Genomic DNA, 19,977 nt, shown 5'->3' on the forward strand with positions numbered 1-19,977 from the left:
CGGGCAGTGCCCGCGGTCCTGCCACAAAAAAGAGCCCAGCTCCACACCCCCATTCACAGGGTGCAGCTGGGCTCATTTCCTTATGACTTAACTCCAGTCCGGGGCGTCTTCTAAGCGCAGCTCGGAATAGCGGGACTCTGGAACGGTGGCCGAGTATGGTTTGCCCACCGTTTCCCACACTTGATCTTGATTGCAGCGCACATCCTGGCCGTCGGTATCCAGCATGGTAAAGCCCCACACCAACTTGCCTTGGGAATTTGCCGGCAAGGTATATGGCCCAACTACCTGGTTAATCTTCCAGTGTTGTTCGCTGACGTAGTTGAAGCCGTAGGTCTTGGTCAGGATCTTGGCCAGATCGCCTTCACCGCGCACGGAGCCAGACACTTGAACGGTTTCCGTTCGCGCTTTGGATACGGTGTGTTTAACCGGCAGCGGCTCAGCGTTGTGGTTTGCCACGCTGGCGGCATCGGTTTGCTTGAACCAGCGGCGCTTCGCGGTGACATAGGTGGAGTTCTCCCCCGGCGTTGCGCAATGCGTGCCGGGCTTAAAGTCATCGTTCCAGCGCTGGGGCAGCTCAAAGTCTCCGCCGAAGTCAGAGGCGTGGGCGACGGGGACGGCCACCAGGCTCAGCGCTGCGATCGCACTAGCGATGGACTTCGCCTTCACGGTTTAACCCCAATCGTTGTTATCGCGGGTGGAGACCGCGACGTGGCGTTCCTTGGGCAGGGTTGCGGTAAAGGTATCGCCGTTGGCCTGCCAGGTGTGGTCGGAACCGCACACGGTCTTTTGGCCCTCAAAATCAGAAACTACCCATCCGGCCTTCAGCACAGCGGTCTTGCCCGGCGCGATATCGTATGGGCCGATCTGCTCGCCAACCTCATAGGACTGGCTCGAGGTGTAGCTGGAGGAGAAAGTGAAGTTGATCAGATCCAGCAGCTTGAAGTCCACACCAGCAGAAACGTTCCACTCCTTGGTCTTGGTTTCCTTGATGGAACGGGTCACTGGAAGCGGCTCGTCGTTGTAGTTAGAGATGGTCCAGGTACCGGCGGAGCCGTCGAAATAGGTGCGCTTGATGTCAACGGTTTGGCCGGTATCGCCGGGGTTGGCGCAGCGCTCGCCAATGGTAGTGGGGTTTGCTGGGCCCAGGTCGCGCTGTGGCAATGCGTTAGCGGCTGGGGCAGCGAATACGCCGGTGGCAACGGCCAAAGCCGCGGTGGTGGACGCAATCTTGGACATGCGCATGAGGTGTGCTCCTAAAAGGTAGTTAGTAGATGGTTTGGGTGGGTACGGGCAGATCGCGGTATTCGTCAGGGGTGACGTCTACGGTGCGGGTGCTGCCGTCTTTGGAGGTGATGGTGGCCTCGGCCCAGAAACCGCTCGGGGCGGTGGTCTGCTTATAGTTCGAGGTGAGGTCGTACTTGCCGGATTTTCCGCAGTGCACCTCACGGTAGTTGATGCGGGTCATGGTGGTGCCGTACTCCACGCGCACGCGTTCCCCGGGCTCAAGGTGTATGTGCTTGAGCTCAGTACCAACCGGCATATAGGCGCGCTTGACGGCGCCAACGGATTCGAGCCAGCCCTGTGGAATATCGCCCCTATTGCCCCGCCAATTGGTATACGGATCGTGCTGGGCGCCGACGACGAAGTCGGTCACTGGCGCAAATTCATAGTCCCCGTGCGACCAGTTGAGGAAGTCGGTGGAGTAACCGGGCTTGCGGAAGGTTGGCTGCACCGCGGTGATATCCAGCGGGTACCAGGACTTATCTTTGGCCTCGCACGTATCGCCTTCCTTGGGCCACGCGGGATCGCGTTGGGGTTCGGCGGCCGGCTGCACGATCTCGTCTTTGTCTGGATCAGCAATCTTTTCCAAGCTGGGACCGGAGACCGCGGTGTAGTTTCCTTCGATGGGCTTGGAATTCGTGCTGCCGGAGCGGGAAGGAATTTCCATGGCCAGATCCGATACGGAGCCATCGGCCTTGATGATATAGGCAAAGGCATAGCGCTCTGCTGGGCCTTTACCGCGGATGACATTGGCGCCCGGGATGTTTTCGAGGCGATCATCATTGCAGCCGACGAACATGGAAATAAAGTCCTTTTCCACCACGCCGTATTCCACGCGGAAGGATTCGCCCGGCTTGAGCTTGACGGGGCCAAAGGTTTCCTTGTCTCGCCAGCCGTTGGCCAGCTTTAGGCCGATATCGGATTTAGCGGTGGTATCCCAGCCAGAGGGCAGCTTGGCCTTGGAATTGGCATCAATCTCGTGGTTGGTGCCGGTTTCTACCTCTGCGGTATACGGCACTTCCTGGTCGGTGCTGTTTTTAAATTGCAGGGTCCCATCGCTTAAATAGCGACGCCCGGTTTCAGCAAAACGCCATTCGCGCTCGGCGTTATCTCCGGCGGCACTACAGCTTTTGTAGAGATTGGTTATGGGATATGCCTGCGGCATTGGTGGAATATCGCGCGCCTGTGCTGCGGGGGCAATAAGCGCCGCGATGGCAAGTGGGGCGATGAATCTCAGTCTCTTTGAAATCACCTGAAGACCATCCTTGTGGTTGTGAAATATACAAGAAATTATTCGTGAAGACGCAGCTAATATTAAGCCCGCTGTTATAAGTCCTCAACAGTTACAGAATTTTTCACCCATGCCTTCTCACCCGCCGTGCGGTGGGAAAATACCGTCTTACTGGTAAGAAATGCCAGAGATTGCCACGCGCCCCATCCCCCAATAAAGGGGATCTAATGCTTCCTAAAGGCCCAGCCCCACCGATGCCGCGCCTATACCGCGCCGGCGCCCTCCCGTCGCCACCGCTAACCGGCCTGCGCGAATCCAGACAATTTCCGCATCTTTGGCCTTCCACTAGTAAACTCAACGCCTATGACTGACCTGAAGACCACCGCTGGCAAGATTGAGGACCTGGACAACAAGCTCGCCGAGTCCCGCGCGCCGTTGGGGGAAGGCGAGCCAGCCGCCCGCACCCGCGTGAATCAGCTGCTCGATGAGGGGTCCTTTGTAGAAACCGATGCACTGGCCCGCCACCGCTCCACCGACTTTGGCCGCGAACACGATCGCCCGTACACCGATGGCATCGTCACCGGTTACGGCACCATCGACGGGCGCCGCGTGTGCATCTTCAGCCAGGATGCCACCGTCTTTGATGGCACGATGGGTGAGGTTTATGCGGAAAAGCTCACCAAGGTCTATGACCTTGCACTGAAAACCGGCGTGCCCATCGTCGGCATCTATGATTCCACCGGCCCGCGCGTGCAAGAGGGCATCGTCACGCTGGCCGGCTACGCCCGCATCCTCGCCCGCGCAACCGAGGCTTCCGGCCTTATTCCACAGATCTCCGTGGTGGCGGGGGATACCAGCGGCATTGCGGCTTTTGCGCCCACGCTTGCCGATGTCCTCATTGTCACCCACGGCACCAGCCTGCACCAGGCAGCCGGCGAGGTGGCCAAAGCGGAACCGGAGACCTTTGGTGGTGCCGCAGTCCACGCGAAGTCCGGCACCGCGCAGCTCAGCGCCCCGAGCGAGCAGGCAGCCCTCGCCTTGGTCCGCGACGTACTGGCTTACCTGCCGGCCAATAACCGCGCCGAGGCAACGCGCATCGATACGCGCGAGGTCGCCGAGTTCGATCTGGATACCGTCATCCCGGATTCAGCAGAGGATGCCTATGACATGCGCGAGGTGGTCAACGCGGTCGTCGATAAGGGCTCCTTCTTTGAGCTTTCGGCCGAGGCTGCGCCCAATATCATTACCGGCTTTGCCTTCGTGGATGGCCGCGCCGTGGGCATCGTTGCCAACCAACCGCTTTCACTTGGCGGCGCGTTGGATTCGGCCGCGACGGAAAAGGCGGCGCGCTTTGTGCGCCTGTGCGATGCCTTTAATACCCCGATCATCGAGTTCGTGGACTCGCCCGGTTTCGTTGCCACGCCGGAGGAAGAAAAGGCCGGTCTCCTGCGCCGGGCGGCGGGGTTTGCGTATGCGCAGGCGGAGGCGAGCGTCGGCAAGCTTACGGTGGTCACCCGCAAGGCCATTGGCCCGGCCTACGCGTTTATGGGGTCCAAGGATCTGGGCGCGGATTTGGTCTATGCCTGGCCGACCGCGGAAATCTCCGTCGCCGAGGCAGCCCAGACCTCGCTGGCCATCTACGGCGATGAGGACAAGCAGGAAGAAATGGACGAGCTTTTCTTGCACCCCTACGCCGCCGCCGAGCGCGGGCTGGCCGATAATGTCATCGAGCCTTCCGCTACCCGCCACTACCTGGTTGAAGGCCTGCGCCTGCTAGAGCGCAAGGTCGTAGCCCAGGTACCCAAGAAGCACGGAACTGTTTAGGAAAAAATGTCTGAAACCGAAATCAAAGTCCTGAAGGGAAACCCCACGGAAGAAGAGCGCGCCGCGCTATCGACGGTGCTCAAGCAGATGAAAAAGGACCACTCCGGTGCCTTTGGGGATCGCAACCACTGGGGCAGGCCCGGTGAGCGCTTCGACCACTACGGCGCGCAGCGCGTTTTTAATCCATCTGCCTTCCACACCGTGCGGTATTACTAATGCGCCTCATTTTGGCCTCGCAGTCGCCCTCGCGCGCCGCCATCCTGCGCGGGGCCGGGGTGGAACCGGTGCTCGAGCCCGCCGATATTGACGAGCGCGCCCTGGAAACCCAGTTGGCGGGGCACTCGCCTGCCGATACCGTGGCAGCGCTGGCCACCGCCAAAGCCGAGAAGGTTGCTTCCCGGTACCCCGACGAGCCGGTCATCGGCGGCGATTCCATGCTGCTATTGGATGGCCAACTGCAGGGCAAACCGCACACCGTCGACGCCACCATCGAGCGTTGGCACCACCAGGCAGGCCGCACCGCGCAGCTGCTTACCGGCCATTGCCTGATTTTTGGCGCGCAGCGCCACGTGGAAACCTCCACCACGACCATCCGCTTCGCAGAGGCTTCTGCCACCGATATTGAGGCCTACGCCCGCACCGGCGAGCCCTTGGAGTGCGCGGGCGCGTTTACGCTGGAAGCCATGGGCGGCTGGTTTATCGATAGCATCGACGGCGATCCATCTTCTGTTATTGGGCTGTCCCTGCCGGTGGTGCGCCGCGCGCTCTACTCTTTTGGGCTCAGCGTTTCTGATTTCTGGTAGGCCCGCACGAGCATCGCTAGAGTGTGTCTTATGGAAATGAAAGACATGCTTGCCCCAGAACCTATTAAGTTGCCCGCCGATCCCGGCGCTAAGGACGCGGCCGCGCCTGCGGCCGGCATCGTAGACCACCCAGATTCCCCGTTGCTATGGGCCATGCTCGCGGAGCAGGAGCTCGCCAAGCTCGAGGGCGCGGACCCCAACGAGTACATCACCGCTTATGCCTATGCCCGCACCGGCTACCACCGCAGCTTGGACCGCCTGCGCGGCAACGGCTGGAAGGGCTGGGGCCCAGTCCCCTTCTCCCACGAGCCCAACCAGGGTGTCCTGCGCGCCATTGCCGCCCTCGGACGCGCCGCCAAGGCCATCGGCGAGGACGATGAGTACGACCGCATCCGCCAGATGCTTTCCGATGCCGACCCCGATAGCGTTGCCCAGCTGCTCGACTAAGCCCACACTGCGGCTTATTAGGCCAATATAAAAGCACATTCTCCCTGTTCAATCCCAGAGGAGAATGTGCTTTTCTTGTAGCTCATGCCTAGTTCAGCCGGTGCAGGATTTCGCGGGTATATTGCGTCGTCCGGATATTTGCGACTGCGAACTCTAAAAAGAGCCTCAAGCCAATGAGCTCGCCAAAGCAGATAAGCGTAACCAAGATGGCGGTGATAATCCCGAACGGACCAAAGAAAACGAATCCTAAAAGTAGGCCCAACAACCACGTGCAGCCAAGGATGATCATGCCGATGACATAAATCGCCGAAGCATAGCCTACGGTGATGAATTTATCGAAGCTGAAGTCCAAGAGGCCGGAGAAGAAGCCATCGGTTGGCGTCTTCGTGCGCGGAGCCTGTGGCGGGAACTGCCCGCTGTTATTCGGATACGCAGTAAATCCTGGCTGCTGCCCATTCGGCGCGTTCCACGCCTGCTGTCCCTGCCAAGAATTGCCCTGTTCTGGATAGGAATTTGGCGGCTGCGCGGGCCCCGGTTGCGCTGGACCCGGTTGCTGCGAGTACTCGGGGTGCTGATAAGCCGCCTGTTCCTGGCCCGATTGCGGGTGCTGCTCTTGGCTGCTTTGCGAGCCTTGTTCCTGGCCAGCCTGCGGGGTGCCATGGGAACCGAAAGCTCGCGCGTCATTGTCCGCAAAAGCACCGAAATCCTCGGTAGTGTCATTGCGCGGACCCTCAGAGAAATCACGGGCAACGAAGCCCTTCGAGAATTCCTCGTTGTCGTTGGTGGAGTTGTCGCTATGATCAGCCATAATCGCAGCCCATATTCCTAGGTCTAGGGAGAAACAGAACGATCTGACTATAGACCTTTTCAGCGCGTGGCGCGGTGTAAACATGATTAAAATTCGCTGCCCCGATTAATCTTCGAGAGCTGCTGGGTGCGCTCCTTAAGTAATGCAGCGGGAAAACTTGTAGAATCGCGGCTCCAAGTAAAAGCACTATTATGTTTAATGCTTTCCCGCCCCCACTTGGCTGTTTTATTGTATGGAATACCACACTACGGCCTCCCAAGTGATCAATTTGGCATTCATCGGGTTAGAGTGGTGGGAGCGAATCATCCCGTTTTATTAGAAAGGCAGGCGGGCAGTGGCAGAAGTAGACCCCTATCCCCCATTCCAGCAATATGCGCACCCAGAGCGGCTTGTCTCCGCTCCGTGGCTGTCTGCGCGCCTGGGCGTTAAAGGGCTGCGCGTCATCGAGGTCGATGAAGACTCCCTTTTGTACGATATCGGGCACATTCCCACGGCCACGCGGATTAATTTCCGCACCGAGCTGTTGAGCTCGCTGACGCGCGACTTTATCAACGGCGAGGAATTTACCCGCTTGATGCGGGAAAAGGGCATCCACGAAGACGATACCGTTGTTTTGTATGGCGATAAGTCCAATTGGTGGGCGGCCTATGCGCTGTGGGTATTTACCCTCTTTGGACACAAGGATGTTCGCCTTCTCGATGGCGGGCGCGATGCGTGGATGTCAGAAGAACGCGATACCTCCTTCATGGTCCCGGAATTCCCGGAGTCGGATTATCCCGAGGTAACCCGGGACGATTCCGTCCTGCGCGCCTTTGTTTCCGATGTTCGCGAGGCAACTGGTTCCCTGGTTGATACCCGCCCGCCGGAGGAATTCGCGGGTGAGGCGACGGAGTTCGACCCGAATGGAAACTCGCCGTATGGCACGACCATGTGCCACGGCCACATTCCGGGTGCGATCAACTTGGAGTGGGACCGCGCAACCTACCCCAATTCTTGCTTCCGCAACATTGATGACCTCAAGGTCAACTACGGCATGCTGGAGCCGGATACCCCCACCATTTTGTATTCCCACGTGGGCGCGCAGGCCGCGTTTACGTGGTTCGTGCTGACCTACCTTTTGGGCTTTAAAAAGGCGCAGGTCTACGATGGATCATGGTCTGAGTGGGGCAACATGGTCAATATGCCGATTGAAAAGTAGATTTTCGTCCGGTCATTAATTACCCACATCGTGACGATGTGGGTTTATTTTTGTTTAAACGTAACAATTATTGCCAAACGGACGAATTAATATTTTGGTGTGCAACAATAGATCCCGTAGTAAACGAAGTGTATTCAGGAGGTTACTGCCGTGGCAGTAGAAACCAAGAAGATCTCCAAGGTTCTCGTAGCGAACCGAGGTGAGATCGCCGTGCGCGTCATTCGTGCTGCTCGCGATGCCGGGATCTCCTCAGTCGCCGTTTATGCCGAACCGGATGCGCAGGCGCCCTTCGTCACGCTTGCCGATGAAGCCTTTGCCCTCGGCGGTTCCACCTCTGCTGATTCTTATCTTGTCTTTGACAAGATTCTGGACGCTGCCGCTAAGTCCGGCGCGGATGCCATCCACCCCGGCTATGGTTTCTTGTCCGAAAATGCCGATTTTGCTCAGGCCGTTATCGATGCCGGCCTGACCTGGATCGGCCCGCCTCCCCAATCCATCCGCGCTTTGGGCGATAAGGTCACGGCCCGCCACATCGCCGAGCGCGCCGAAGCCCCCATGGCCCCTGGTACCAAGGATCCGGTGGCCAACGCGGACGAGGTCAAGGCCTTCGCGGATGAGCACGGCCTGCCCGTGGCCATCAAGGCGGCGTTTGGTGGCGGCGGCCGCGGCATGAAGGTCGCGCACACCGCCGAAGAGATTCCGGAGCTTTTTGAATCCGCGACCCGCGAGGCCACCACCGCCTTTGGCCGCGGCGAGTGCTTTGTCGAGCGCTACCTCGATAAGGCCCGCCACGTGGAGGCCCAGGTTTTGGCGGATAAGCACGGCAATGTGGTGGTCGTCGGCACGCGCGATTGCTCCCTGCAGCGCCGCTTCCAAAAACTCGTAGAGGAGGCGCCGGCGCCTTTCCTGAGCGACGAGCAGCGCGCCTCCATTCACGAGTCCGCCAAGCGCATTTGCCGCGAAGCTGACTACTGCGGCGCCGGCACCGTGGAGTATTTGATTGGCGCCGATGGCCTGATTTCCTTCCTCGAGGTCAATACCCGCCTGCAGGTGGAGCACCCCGTTTCGGAGGAAACCACCGGGCTGGACCTCGTGCGCGAGCAGTTCCGGATTGCCCAGGGCGAAAAGCTTTCGCTCAGCGATGACCCGACACCGCGCGGGCACGCCTTTGAATTCCGCATCAACGGCGAAGACGCCGCGGCCGGTTTCATGCCGGCTCCCGGGACCATCGTCAAGTACTCCGAGCCAGCCGGCCCGGGTGTGCGCGTGGATTCGGGCGTCGTCGAGGGCTCGGTCATCGGCGGGCAATTCGATTCCATGCTGGCCAAGCTCATTGTCTGGGGTCCGGACCGTGAAACCGCCCTGCGGCGCTCCGCCCGCGCCCTGGCTGAATATCAGGTTGAAGGCCTGCCCACCGTGTTGCCCTTTGACAGGGCCATCGTCGCGAATCCCGCCTTTACCGCGGAAAATGGTTCCTTCGATGTCTACACCAAGTGGATCGAGGAGGCTTGGGATAACCAGCTGACGCCGCACGATGATTCCACCGATGCGGAAGCCGGCGCGCCCGAGGCCTCCCAGGTCCACACCGTAGAAATCGACGGCCGCCGCATCGAGGTAGCATTGCCCGCCACCTTTGGCATTACCGGCGCGCGCAAGCGGAAAAAGCGCAAGGGTGCCGGTGCCAAGGCCGCGGTATCCGGCGATGCCGTGACCGCACCGATGCAGGGCACGGTTATCAAGGTCAACGTGGAAGAGGGCCAAGAGGTAGAAGAAGGCGATATCGTCATGGTCCTTGAGGCCATGAAGATGGAAAACCCCGTCAAGGCCCACAAGTCCGGCACCGTAACCGGGCTGGCGGTCGAGGTCGGCTCGTCCACCACCAAGGGCGCGCAGCTGCTGGAAATTAAGTAGCCGCGCCAGCTAGCCTGGAAGAATGACTGATTCTTCTCTTGGTGTTCGCTTGGCCAAGGAAGAGGACCGCGACTACCTTGCGGGCCTCTTCCCCTCCTATATCGCGGACTGGTCCCCCATCGTTGATGGCGGCGTCATCGCCTTGCCCCTTGCCGCCAATGAGGACCCAACTGTAAAGCCCGTGGGGGCCGCGCTCCTGCGCTACTACCCCGCCGCCACCAAGGGCCCAGCCTTCCTTGGGGATCCGGGCGCTGACCCGCTTGACGATGCCACCTGGCTCACCCCCTTCGATCCCGAGGACATCCCCGAGCTCATCGTCGCCACGAATGGCACCGACGACGAGGCTTCCCGCGCCCACGACCTGCTCGTTGCCAATGCCATCGATCTCGCGGCCGAGCAAACCGCCCCTGGCATCGCGTCCGCCACGCCACTACCGGGGTTCGAGGAGCTCACCCAGGGTAAGTTCTTCCGCCGCTTCTAATCTGGCGTCTGTCTCTTGCAGGCCTCCGGTTCCTGCAAGAGATGAATTTTAGCTAGGGCCCTTGTGTTCTGCACCACAGCTGCTACTGTTAAAAGCTATGAAGATTTCCGCCTAGTACGACGTCCCTTGCACACTCGTTCTTTAAAGGTGGATTCTTCATGCCGATTTCTTTTTCCCAACTCAGCCTGTCGTGGCCAGACGGCACGCCCTGCTTTTCACAGCTTTCCGGAACAATCCCTGACTCGGTTACGGGGATGATTGGCGATAATGGCTCCGGAAAATCAACCCTTGCTAAGGTCCTGTCCCACCAGATCGCGCCGTCCTCGGGTACATTCACGGCACCAGAGGTCTCGTACCTAGACCAAGATCTTGGCTTGCGTGATTCCTTAACCATCGCCGAAGTATTCGGCGCGGCGGAAAAGATTGCCGCGCTCCACGCACTTGAAGCGGGAAATTACTCCGAGGATCTGCTGAAAACCATTGGTAACGACTGGGATATCGAAGACAGGATTCATGCTTGCCTTCATAACGTAGGCGTTGCCTACCCGCTAGATCGCACCATCGGTACGCTGTCTGGAGGCGAAGCGGTCACCATCGCATTAAACGCCGCCTTTTTTGATCACCCGGACTTTGTCATCCTCGATGAGCCGACCAATAACTTGGACGCAGCAGGAAAATCCAAGGTCACCGAGCTCATTTCCAGCTCTTCTACGCCCATTCTTGTCATCTCCCATGACCTAGACCTGCTCTCCCATGTCGAGCACATTGCAGAACTTTACGCGGGAAGTTTGCGGTTATTTTCCGGAAATTATCACGCCTACCGGGAGGCCATAGAAACCGAACAGCGCGCTGCTGAAGCAGAAACGCGCGAGGCCAAGGCCGAACACCGCAAGCAGGTGCGCGAGCGCGAGGCGATGCAGGTGCGAATTTCCAGGGACAATCGCCGCGGCAAAGCCTTCTCCCACAACAACCGGAAACCCGGGATGGCAATGGGCAACGACAAGAATCGCTCCCAAAATACCGCGGCTAAGCGCTCAGCTCAGGCATCGGGTTCGGTAAAGGAAGCATTTGCTGCCTATCAAGCTGCGCAACATAAGATCCGCCCGGACGAACACGTACACCTTGACCTCCCAGGCACGCAGCTGCCTAACGGCACCCGCGTGCTCACCAGTAGCATCGTGGATATAACCGGCCCTGAGCATGTACGCCTTATGGGACCAAACGGCAGCGGGAAAACCACGTTCCTTAATGAGGTTGCGCGGGGCGGCGTTGAGTACAGCTTGGACTGTGGATACTTGCGGCAGAAAATCACCCTGCCAGAAGATCGCACAATCTTAGAAATGGTAACAGAGGCCAATCCCACGGCTCACCCACAAGTCATCCGCGATCAATTGGCACAGCTACTATTTCGCGATGACCAGGTGCACCGCCGCACCGGCCAGCTTTCCGGCGGCGAACGCTTCCGCGCGGAATTTGCCCGAGTCCTATTGGCCGAGCCCAGCCCTCAATTCCTCTTGCTTGATGAGCCCACCAATAATTTGGATATCACCACCATAAAGTGGCTCGTGCAGATCCTCGAGTCCTACGAGGGTGCGTACCTGCTGGTCAGCCACGATGACGGTTTCTGCAAAGAGCTCAGCCTCACTTCGCAGGTGCATATCTAGGCCCCAGTCTCCGCTTTGTATTACCTCCACTAATACAGACTGTGCTACTATTAGTTGCACAAAACTTATTGGAAGGAGGTAGCTCATGCTCATCACGCTCAACCCTGACGCGGATGCGCCGGTCTTCCAGCAGATTCACGATGAAATCGTGCTGGCCATCGCCCGCGGGCAGCTTTTTGCCGGCGACAAGCTCGATCCCGTGCGCCAGGTCGCCGCGGATATTGGTATCAACCCGGCCACCGTAAAACACGCCTACGACTTGCTCGTTGCTGATGGCCTCGTCGAAACTGCGGGTCGCTCCGGATCGATCGTCCGGTCCGGCGCGCACACCGCGGCGCAAGAACAGCAGGTTCGGCAACGCCTGCGCCGCGTGGCAACCCTCGCCCGCGCCCAGGGCTTTTCCGCTGAGGAGCTCCACGGCTATCTCGATTCCACACTGAAGGAGCTCGCATGATTCTTACCGTCCTCATGGCCGCGACCACGCTGGCCATAACGTGGATAATGACCACAATCCCGGCGCTTGCGGCGCCAGGCGCCCCGCTCGGCGTTCGCGTTCCCCAAAGCCACCTTTCGGATCCCGTTGTGGTCGGTGCTATTTCTGGATTTAAGACTCGGACGTGGGTTGTGGGCATCGCCGCGACGGTTATCTCGCTGTTCTACGTTAACCATTCGTGGGTGGCGGCCCTGTCTTCCCTGCTGGTCATTATCGGCAGCATGTGGGCTTACCTCTCCCAGCGCCGCTATATCATCGCGGCTAAGAAGAACGGCGGCTGGTTCGACGGGGTAGAAACCGCGGTCAGCGCCCAGGTAGCGGAGCGGGACGCCGACGCTGTGCAGGATATTGATGTACCAACGCCGTCTTTTCCCTGGCTGACCATGTTGGGTTCCTTGCTTGCCATCGTCGCCGACGCGCTCATCGTCGCCGCCCATTGGACCGATATCCCCGATCCCGTACCGGTGCACTGGGATGATTCTATGGAGCCCGATAGCTGGAGCGACAAGTCCATCGGCAGCGTCTTTTTCATCACGTTTATCGCGCTGGGAATGTGGTTGCTTTTCGCCGGCATCTGCTGGCTTATCCAACGCACCGCGGTTCGTCCACGCTCGGAGCGCTCCATCAAGGCGCGGCTGCGGAATCAGGCAAACCTTGCAGCCTCCAACGAAGCGATGGGCGTCCTGCTGCTTCTCATGTCCCTCGGGCTGGCGTTTATACAGATAACCGGCCCGGTACCGAGCTATCAGGACCTAGCTGGCCTCTCCTTTATCACCATGGTGGTGATGACCATTAGCGGCACCATAGCCATCGTGGCAATGATACTGCGCGCCCAATCGCAGCTCGAGGATCAGCTGCGCGGGGTGAAACTTCCGGATGGAGACAAAGAATCCCCCGATAATGACGAGCATTATAAGTGGGGGATCCTGTATTACAACCCCGATGACCCAGCGGTGCTGGTGGACAAGCGCCTGGGCGTCGGAGTGTCCTTCAACTACGCCACGTGGCAGGCTAAGGTCTTCCTCGCCGTCATAGCGGTCATCATCATCGGGTCGATTGCTCTTCCATTACTCCTGATTTAGCCAATGCGGTCCAGGATGATCTGGCGCTCCTTATCCAGCGGGGCGTCGGTAATCTTAAAGCCCTGCTGCAAGGTCTCAAGGGAGCGCTCGAATCGCTCTGGAGTCTCCGTGTGCAGGGTGAAAAGCTTCTGGCCCTTGGATACCTTTTCGCCCTTCACCGCGTGCAATTCGATGCCCGCGGTTGCCTGTACCGGGTCTTCCTTCCGGGCGCGGCCTGCGCCCAGGCGCCAGGAGCTCACGCCGACGGACAAGGCATCAAGCTCGGTGAGGTAACCGTCGGATTCAGCAATGACATCGTGGGTATGCGTAGCCACTGGAAGCTTGGCGTCTGGGTCGCCGCCCTGCGCCTTAATCATTTGCTTCCACTTATCCATGGCGCGGCCATCCTTGAGCGCCTTTTCCACGTCGGCATCGTGCACGCCGGCTGCTTCCAGCATCTCGCGCGCAAGTGCCAGGGTCAGCTCGACGACATCGCTTGGCCCACCGCCGGCTAGAACCTCGACGGATTCTTCAACCTCGAGCGCGTTGCCCACCTTGCGGCCCAACGGGGTGGACATATCCGTTAGCAGTGCCGTGGTGGCGGTGCCGGCATCATTGCCCAAGTCCACCATGGTCTGCGCCAGCTCGCGGGCCAAGGTCTCATCCTTCATAAAGGCGCCAGAGCCCACCTTGACGTCGAGGACCAAAGACGAGGTACCTTCCGCGATTTTCTTCGACATGATGGAGGAAGCAATAAGCGGAATCGCTTCAACGGTGGAGGTGATATCGCGCAGGGCATAGATCTTCTTATCCGCGGGCGCGAGGCCAGAGCCTGCCGCGCAAATGATGCAGCCCGGATCCTCCAGGATTTCCATCAATCGCTCATTGGAAATATCCGCCTGCCAGCCCGGGATGGCCTCCAGCTTGTCCAGGGTGCCACCGGTGTGGCCCAAGCCGCGGCCAGAAAGCTGCGGGACCGCGACGCCAAAAGCGGCAACGAGGGGTGCGAGCGGCAGCGTAATCTTATCGCCAACGCCACCGGTGGAGTGCTTGTCCGCGGTCTTCTTGGACAAGGACTCAAAGCTCATCGTCTCACCGGAGGCAATCATCGCCTTGGTCCACTGCGAGATTTCCTCGCGATTCATGCCGTTGAGGAAGATCGCCATGTTGAGTGCGGCCATCTGCTCATCGCCCACGACCCCGCGAGTATAGGCATCGATGACCCAGTCGATTTCCTCCGGGCTAAACACTCCCTTATCGCGCTTGGTGCGAATAACATCTACCGCATCGAATTTCTCGGCCATGACGACTCCTCCTGTAATGATTTGGAAACCGAAACATACAAGCACATAATGTGATTTACTGCACTATATATAGTGGTTGTACACTCCACCACGTCCAATTATTATTCCCTATAGAACAGATGTCAATGAGTATTTTTCTTTTTGTTCTAATGGAGAATTAACGCAGTCTCTCTTCATCCCGTAGAAAGAAAGCCCATACCGCAATGAACGCCACCCCGGATTCACCTCCTACCGATGCCGAATTGCTCAGCCTCGCTGAAGAAGCAGCCCACCACGCCTGGGCTCCCTATTCCTCTTTCCCAGTCGGTGCGGCTTTGCTGCTTGCCGATGGCCGCATTGTCACCGGCTCCAACGTCGAAAACGCCTCCAGTCCGCTAGGCATTTGCGCCGAACGCAATGCCGCCGCGCACATGGTCACCACCGCAGACGTAACGGCCACCGATGGCCACTTGCCCAGCATCCCGCAGATTAAAGCGGTTGCTATCGTCGGCTTAAAGTCCGCGCCTTGCTACCCTTGCGGTGCCTGCCGCCAGGTCCTGCGGGAGTTCAACTGCGAGCGCGTCATCGTCTCCGTCGATGGAAAGCCCCGGAGCCACGACTTTGCCGAGATCCTCCCCCACTCCTTTGGCCCAGAGTCACTCTAATTAAAAAGTCCCTTCAAAGAACGGTCAGAAAATATGGAACGCTTACAAGGATTGCTCGGCATCATTGCCATTCTTGCAGTGATCTACGTCCTGTCGAGCTCGCGTAAAAATATCAAGTGGCGCACCATTGGCGTGGGCCTTGTCCTGCAGGTGGTCTTCTGCTTCTTGGTCCTCGCGTGGGAACCTGGATTCAAAGCCCTCAAGGGCATCGCCAATGGGCTAACTAAGCTCACGGAATTTACCAACGAGGGTACCCAATTCGTCTTCGGCGGGCTCTTCGGTGATGACTTCGTCTTCGCCCTCAATGTGCTGCCTGTCATCATCTTCTTGGGCGCCATCATCGCCGCCCTGTACTACCTCCGGGTTATCCAGTACTTCGTGGAATACGTCGGATCCGCCATCAAGTGGCTCATGGGTACCTCCAAGGTGGAATCGGTTTGGGCCACCACCGTCATCTTCCTCGGCCAATCCGAGGCCCCGCTGGTCATTAAGCCCTACCTGCCCAAGCTCACCCGATCCGAGCTTTATACCTGTATGGTCGGCGGCTTTGCCTCCGTGGCCGGATCCACGTTGATCGGCTATTCGCTCCTGGGTGCGCCCCTGGAGTACTTGCTCGCCGCATCGCTCATGAATGCACCGGGATCCCTGCTCGTCGCCAAGGGCCTCATGCCTGAGACGGAAGAGACGAACCTCGACGCTACCGTTAAAGACGTCCGCGATACCGAATCCAAAAACATCATCGACGCCATCAGTAGCGGTGCCATGGCCGGCGGTAAGATCGCCATCTCGGTTGCCTGCTTGCTCATCGCCTTCATCGCCTCGATCGTGATGCTCTCTGCCATCCTCGGCGGCATCGGTTCCCTCTTCGGTCAAGATAACTGGTCGCTGGAAGGCCTCTTCGGCATCATCTTCGCCCCAGTGGCCTGGCTTATCGGTACGCCTTGGAACGAGGCCCTCGAGGTGGGTAACTTCATCGGCCAAAAGACCATCCTCAACGAGTTCGTTGGCTACACCGCCTTTGGTGAAAGCGTCGATGAGCTCAGCGATAAGGCCGTCTTGATCTCCTCCTTCGCCCTCGCCGGCTTTGCCAACCTGTCGTCCATCGGTATCCAGATTGGTTCCATCGGCGGCCTCATCCCTGAGCGCCGCGGCGAAGTGGCCAAGCTTGGCCCACGCGCGCTCTTCGGTGGCTTCCTGACCAATATGCTCAACGCCGCCATCGTCGGCGTCATCGTGGCACCAATGGTTCTCTAGCCTGGCGCGCTACCTTTCAAACATAGAAATCCCCTCCTAGCTGGAAATTCATCCAAGCCGGGAGGGGATTTGCGCGTCCGCGCTAGGTGGCGCCGCTACTTGATGACGGCGATAAGATCCCCGCCTTCTACCTTGGTGGCCTGGCCAATGGCCACGCGGTCCACCACGCCATCCTTGGTGGCGGAAATGGAGGCTTCCATCTTCATGGCCTCGATGACCGCGACCTGGTCGCCGGCCTTTACCTCGTCGCCTGGCTCTGCCGTGGGGTTGACCACGCCGGCGAACGGGGCCGCTACGTGGCCGTCATTGGACGGATCCGCCTTCTCCACCGTGGCCACGGTGGATTCGGCGTTTTCATCGCGCACCTTCATCGGGCGGATTTGGCCGTTAACGTTGAGCACGACATTGCGCATGCCCTTCTCATCCGGCTCACCCACGGCATCGAGGCGCACCACGATCTGCTTAAGGTTGGAGCGATCGGTGGAATCTTCTGGGAAGAAGTGCACTACCTTTTCTTCGCCTTCGGTCAGGCCGTAGAAGAAGGTCGTATCCGTCAGCGCCTCGGTATTGCCATACTTGCGGCGGAACTCGTTGAATTCCTCGAACTGCTTGGGGAAGAGCAGGCGGTTCAGGCTGGCGCGGCGCTCATCCGAGTTATCCGATTCCAGGTGCGGCTGCTCCTCTGCCGGGACATCGTTAATCTGCGCACCGGTTTCGGCGCGACCATCGAGGACCTTATCGCGCAGCTCCGGCCAGCCACCCGGAGGGGTGCCCAGCTGGCCGCGGAGGAATTGATCCACGGAATCCGGGATATCGTACTTCGTCGGGTTGGCCGCGAAATCTTCCGGAGCAACGCCAGTGCCCACGAGGTGGAGTGCCAAGTCACCCACCACCTTGGAAGATGGGGTGACCTTGGTGGGGCGGCCCAGCATCTCGTTGACGGCGGCATAGTTATCCTCGATGACCTCGAAGCGATCCGCCAGGCCCAATGCGACGGCCTGCGCGCGCAGGTTCGACAGCTGACCACCCGGAATCTCGTGCTTGTACACACGGCCGGTCGGGCCAGGAATGCCGTTCTCGAACGGGGCGTATAGCTGACGCACGGCCTCCCAATACGGCTCCAAATCCGAGACCGCTTGCAGGTCGATTCCTGTATCGCGCTTGGAGTTGGAGAATGCAGCGATGAGCGCGGAAAGCGAAGGCTGAGACGTGGTGCCGGCCAGCGGCGCCGAGGCGCCATCGACAATATCGGCACCGGCGCGCGCCGCAGCAAAGTAGGTAGCGATCTGCCCACCGGCAGTATCGTGCGTGTGCACGTGGACCGGCAGATCGAATTCCTTGCGCAGCGCGGTCACCAGCGTGTGCGCGGCCTCTGGGCGCAGCAGGCCCGCCATGTCCTTAACGGCCAGGATGTGCGCGCCGGATTCTACAATCTGCTCGGCGAGCTTCAAGTAGTAATCCAAGGTGTAGAGGTCTTCCTTCGGCGAAGAAAGGTCACCGGAATACGCCATGGCTACCTCGGCCACGGTGGTATTCGTCTCGAGCACGGCATCGATGGCAGGGCGCATCTGGGAGACATCGTTAAGCGCATCGAAAATGCGGAAGACATCCACGCCGGACTTAGCCGCTTCCTGCACGAAGGCGCGGCACACCGAATCCGGGTACGGGGTATAGCCCACGGTATTGCGCCCGCGCAGGAGCATCTGGATGTTCTGGTTCGGCATCGCCTCGCGCAGCAGATCCAGGCGCACCCAGGGATCCTCGTGGAGGAAGCGCATGGCCACGTCATAGGTAGCACCGCCCCATGCCTCCACGGAGAAGAGATCTGGGGTCAGGCGCGCCACGGCCTCTGCCGCGGAAACCAAGGCGGTGCTGCGCACGCGGGTGGCAAGCAGGGACTGGTGGGCATCGCGGAACGTCGTATCCGTGACCATCAAAGGGTCTTGGGCGCGAATCTTTTCCGCGTACTTCTGCGGCCCGAGCTCCAAGAGGTCATCGCGGGAACCGCGCGGGAGCGGCTCTTCCGTGTTGAATTTCGGCAGCTTATCAAACGGGCGCAGCGCGGTGGGCCTATCACCATTGGGCTTATTCACGGTGATATCCGCGATGTAGTCCAGGATACGGCCGGACTCATCCACCGCTGGTGGCGCCTTGAGCAGATCTGGGTGCTCGGTAATGAATCCGGTATCGACGCGGGTGTTGACGAAGTCGGATTCATTGAGCAACGCGCGCAGGAAGCCGATATTGGTGGCCACGCCAGAGACATGGAACTCATTCAGCGCGCGGCGGGCACGGTGGACGGCCTGCTCGAAGGTGGTGCCGCGGCAGGTCATCTTCACCAAGAGGGAGTCAAAGTTGGGCGATACTTCAGCACCCACGGAGGTCGCGCCGTCTAGGCGCACACCAGCACCGCCCGGCGAGCGGTACGCGGTCAACGTACCCGTATCTGGGCGGAAGCCATTATTCGGGTCTTCGGTAGTAATGCGGCACTGCAGGGCAGAGCCGGTAATGGTGATATTTTCCTGCGACAGGTTGATGTCTTCCAAGGAAGCACCTGCGGCGATATTCATCTGCGCCTTGACGATGTCCACACCGGTAACCTCCTCAGTCACGGTGTGCTCCACCTGCACGCGGGGGTTCATCTCAATGAAGACGTGGTTACCGCGCTCGTCCACGAGGAACTCCACCGTACCGGCGCCCTCGTAGTTGATGTGCTCGCAGAAGTTCACGGCATCCTGGCAGATGCGATCGCGCAGCTCCGGATCCAGCGACGGCGCGGGAGCGATTTCTACGACCTTCTGGTGGCGGCGCTGCACGGAGCAGTCGCGCTCAAAAAGGTGGATGACATTGCCCTGGGAATCCGCGAGTACCTGCACCTCAATGTGCTGCGGATTAATCACCGCGGTCTCGAGGTACACGCTGCCATCGCCAAAAGCCGCCTCCGCCTCGCGCGAAGCTTCTGCCGCCCGTTCACGCAGCTCAGATTCCGATTCCACGTAGCGCATACCGCGCCCACCACCACCGGAGACGGCCTTGACAAAGACCGGGAAGCTGAAGTCACCGGCGTCTGCCACCAGCTTATCGATGTCCGTGGTCGGCTCCGAGTCCTGCAGCGTCGGCAGCCCCGCTTCCTTCGCGGCGTTGACCGCGGCGGATTTATCACCGGTGAGATCTAGCGTGCTCGGGGTGGGTCCAATGAACTTAATGCCATTATCCTCGCAGGCACGGGCCAAATCGGCGCGCTCGGACAAAAAGCCATAGCCCGGATAGATCGCATCCGCCTCAGACTTCTTGGCAGCACGGATAATTTCCTCGATATCGAGGTACGCCTTGACGGGCTGTCCCTCGTCACCAATGCGCACTGCTTCATCCGCAAAGGCGCGGTGGAAGGAGTTGCGATCTTCACGAGGATAGACGGCGACGGTCTTCGCCCCCGTTTCAAAGGCAGCGCGGAAGGCACGCACGGCGATTTCACCTCGGTTGGCTACCAAAATCTTGTCGAACGATGGAAGGGCGGAATTGGCCACTTGGGTGTTCCTTTCAACTTGGAAGACGCCGCGTTGCAACGTCCCC

General features: G+C 59.5%; 18 protein-coding genes. 12 read left to right on the forward strand and 6 right to left on the reverse strand.

Features of this window, described 5'->3' with window-relative positions:
• Positions 1-87: 87 nt before the first annotated feature.
• The 3 genes from ACP8KU_RS08895 to ACP8KU_RS08905 are packed head-to-tail and all read right to left on the reverse strand — an operon-like array spanning position 88 to position 2,533.
• Positions 88-666 (reverse strand): hypothetical protein, encoded by a 579-nt coding sequence (locus tag ACP8KU_RS08895; protein WP_005277394.1) that lies wholly within the window; start codon positions 664-666, stop codon positions 88-90.
• A gap of 3 nt (positions 667-669) precedes the next feature.
• On the reverse strand, positions 670-1,242 hold the full coding sequence (locus tag ACP8KU_RS08900) for a hypothetical protein (protein WP_005277392.1): 573 nt from the start codon (positions 1,240-1,242) through the stop codon (positions 670-672).
• A gap of 22 nt (positions 1,243-1,264) precedes the next feature.
• The gene (locus ACP8KU_RS08905) at positions 1,265-2,533 is read right to left on the reverse strand and encodes a hypothetical protein (RefSeq protein ID WP_484483624.1); all 1,269 of its coding nucleotides are present in this window, start codon (positions 2,531-2,533) and stop codon (positions 1,265-1,267) included.
• Positions 2,534-2,875: 342 nt separating this feature from the next.
• Here ACP8KU_RS08905 and ACP8KU_RS08910 point away from each other — a divergent pair, with 342 nt between their 5' ends.
• Genes ACP8KU_RS08910 through ACP8KU_RS08925 form a run of 4 tightly spaced genes read left to right on the forward strand, consistent with a single transcriptional unit; the run spans position 2,876 to position 5,586 of the window.
• Complete coding sequence (locus ACP8KU_RS08910) at positions 2,876-4,336, forward strand: acyl-CoA carboxylase subunit beta (RefSeq protein ID WP_484483625.1); 1,461 nt, start codon at positions 2,876-2,878, stop codon at positions 4,334-4,336.
• A gap of 6 nt (positions 4,337-4,342) precedes the next feature.
• Positions 4,343-4,552, forward strand: coding sequence for an acyl-CoA carboxylase subunit epsilon (locus ACP8KU_RS08915; protein WP_005281605.1), 210 nt, complete (start codon positions 4,343-4,345; stop codon positions 4,550-4,552).
• Positions 4,552-5,139, forward strand: a complete 588-nt coding sequence (locus ACP8KU_RS08920; protein WP_484483626.1) for a Maf family protein — start codon at positions 4,552-4,554, stop codon at positions 5,137-5,139. Before ACP8KU_RS08915 ends, ACP8KU_RS08920 begins: the two co-directional genes overlap by 1 nt.
• 30 nt (positions 5,140-5,169) lie before the next feature.
• A complete protein-coding gene (locus ACP8KU_RS08925) occupies positions 5,170-5,586 on the forward strand; it encodes a DUF3151 domain-containing protein (protein ID WP_005281598.1) in 417 nt (138 codons plus the stop codon).
• Between the two features lie 88 nt (positions 5,587-5,674).
• Here ACP8KU_RS08925 and ACP8KU_RS08930 read toward each other — a convergent pair whose 3' ends face one another.
• The gene (locus tag ACP8KU_RS08930) at positions 5,675-6,394 is read right to left on the reverse strand and encodes a DUF4282 domain-containing protein (RefSeq protein ID WP_484483627.1); all 720 of its coding nucleotides are present in this window, start codon (positions 6,392-6,394) and stop codon (positions 5,675-5,677) included.
• 334 nt (positions 6,395-6,728) lie between these two features.
• Between ACP8KU_RS08930 and ACP8KU_RS08935 the strand changes: the two genes are divergently transcribed.
• The 6 genes from ACP8KU_RS08935 (at position 6,729) to ACP8KU_RS08960 (ending at position 13,223) form a co-directional block, all read left to right on the forward strand.
• Positions 6,729-7,592 (forward strand): sulfurtransferase, encoded by an 864-nt coding sequence (locus ACP8KU_RS08935; RefSeq protein WP_237800608.1) that lies wholly within the window; start codon positions 6,729-6,731, stop codon positions 7,590-7,592.
• A gap of 150 nt (positions 7,593-7,742) precedes the next feature.
• Positions 7,743-9,503, forward strand: a complete 1,761-nt coding sequence (locus tag ACP8KU_RS08940; RefSeq protein ID WP_484483628.1) for an acetyl-CoA carboxylase biotin carboxylase subunit — start codon at positions 7,743-7,745, stop codon at positions 9,501-9,503.
• Positions 9,504-9,525: 22 nt separating this feature from the next.
• Entirely contained in the window at positions 9,526-9,984 is a 459-nt protein-coding gene (locus ACP8KU_RS08945; protein WP_284612484.1) for a hypothetical protein, read from the forward strand.
• Between the two features lie 158 nt (positions 9,985-10,142).
• Positions 10,143-11,648 (forward strand): ATP-binding cassette domain-containing protein, encoded by a 1,506-nt coding sequence (locus ACP8KU_RS08950; RefSeq protein WP_484483629.1) that lies wholly within the window; start codon positions 10,143-10,145, stop codon positions 11,646-11,648.
• Positions 11,649-11,733: 85 nt separating this feature from the next.
• Positions 11,734-12,102: a GntR family transcriptional regulator gene (locus tag ACP8KU_RS08955; protein ID WP_237800613.1), complete on the forward strand. Its 369-nt coding sequence runs from the start codon at positions 11,734-11,736 to the stop codon at positions 12,100-12,102.
• Positions 12,099-13,223, forward strand: coding sequence for a DUF1648 domain-containing protein (locus tag ACP8KU_RS08960; protein ID WP_237800614.1), 1,125 nt, complete (start codon positions 12,099-12,101; stop codon positions 13,221-13,223). Before ACP8KU_RS08955 ends, ACP8KU_RS08960 begins: the two co-directional genes overlap by 4 nt.
• On the opposite strand, the gene ACP8KU_RS08965 is transcribed toward ACP8KU_RS08960, so the two are convergent.
• Complete coding sequence (locus ACP8KU_RS08965) at positions 13,220-14,506, reverse strand: thymidine phosphorylase (RefSeq protein ID WP_023028371.1); 1,287 nt, start codon at positions 14,504-14,506, stop codon at positions 13,220-13,222. The two genes, ACP8KU_RS08960 and ACP8KU_RS08965, sit on opposite strands and share 4 nt — an antisense overlap.
• Before the next feature lie 203 nt (positions 14,507-14,709).
• On the opposite strand from ACP8KU_RS08965, the gene ACP8KU_RS08970 reads away from it, so the two are divergent.
• Positions 14,710-15,150: a cytidine deaminase gene (locus ACP8KU_RS08970; RefSeq protein WP_005277368.1), complete on the forward strand. Its 441-nt coding sequence runs from the start codon at positions 14,710-14,712 to the stop codon at positions 15,148-15,150.
• Between the two features lie 33 nt (positions 15,151-15,183).
• Positions 15,184-16,404, forward strand: a complete 1,221-nt coding sequence (locus ACP8KU_RS08975; RefSeq protein ID WP_023025404.1) for a NupC/NupG family nucleoside CNT transporter — start codon at positions 15,184-15,186, stop codon at positions 16,402-16,404.
• Between the two features lie 95 nt (positions 16,405-16,499).
• Here ACP8KU_RS08975 and ACP8KU_RS08980 read toward each other — a convergent pair whose 3' ends face one another.
• The gene (locus ACP8KU_RS08980) at positions 16,500-19,931 is read right to left on the reverse strand and encodes a pyruvate carboxylase (protein ID WP_284612494.1); all 3,432 of its coding nucleotides are present in this window, start codon (positions 19,929-19,931) and stop codon (positions 16,500-16,502) included.
• Positions 19,932-19,977: the final 46 nt, after the last annotated feature.

Source organism: Corynebacterium sp. LaCa_282 (assembly GCF_057198125.1).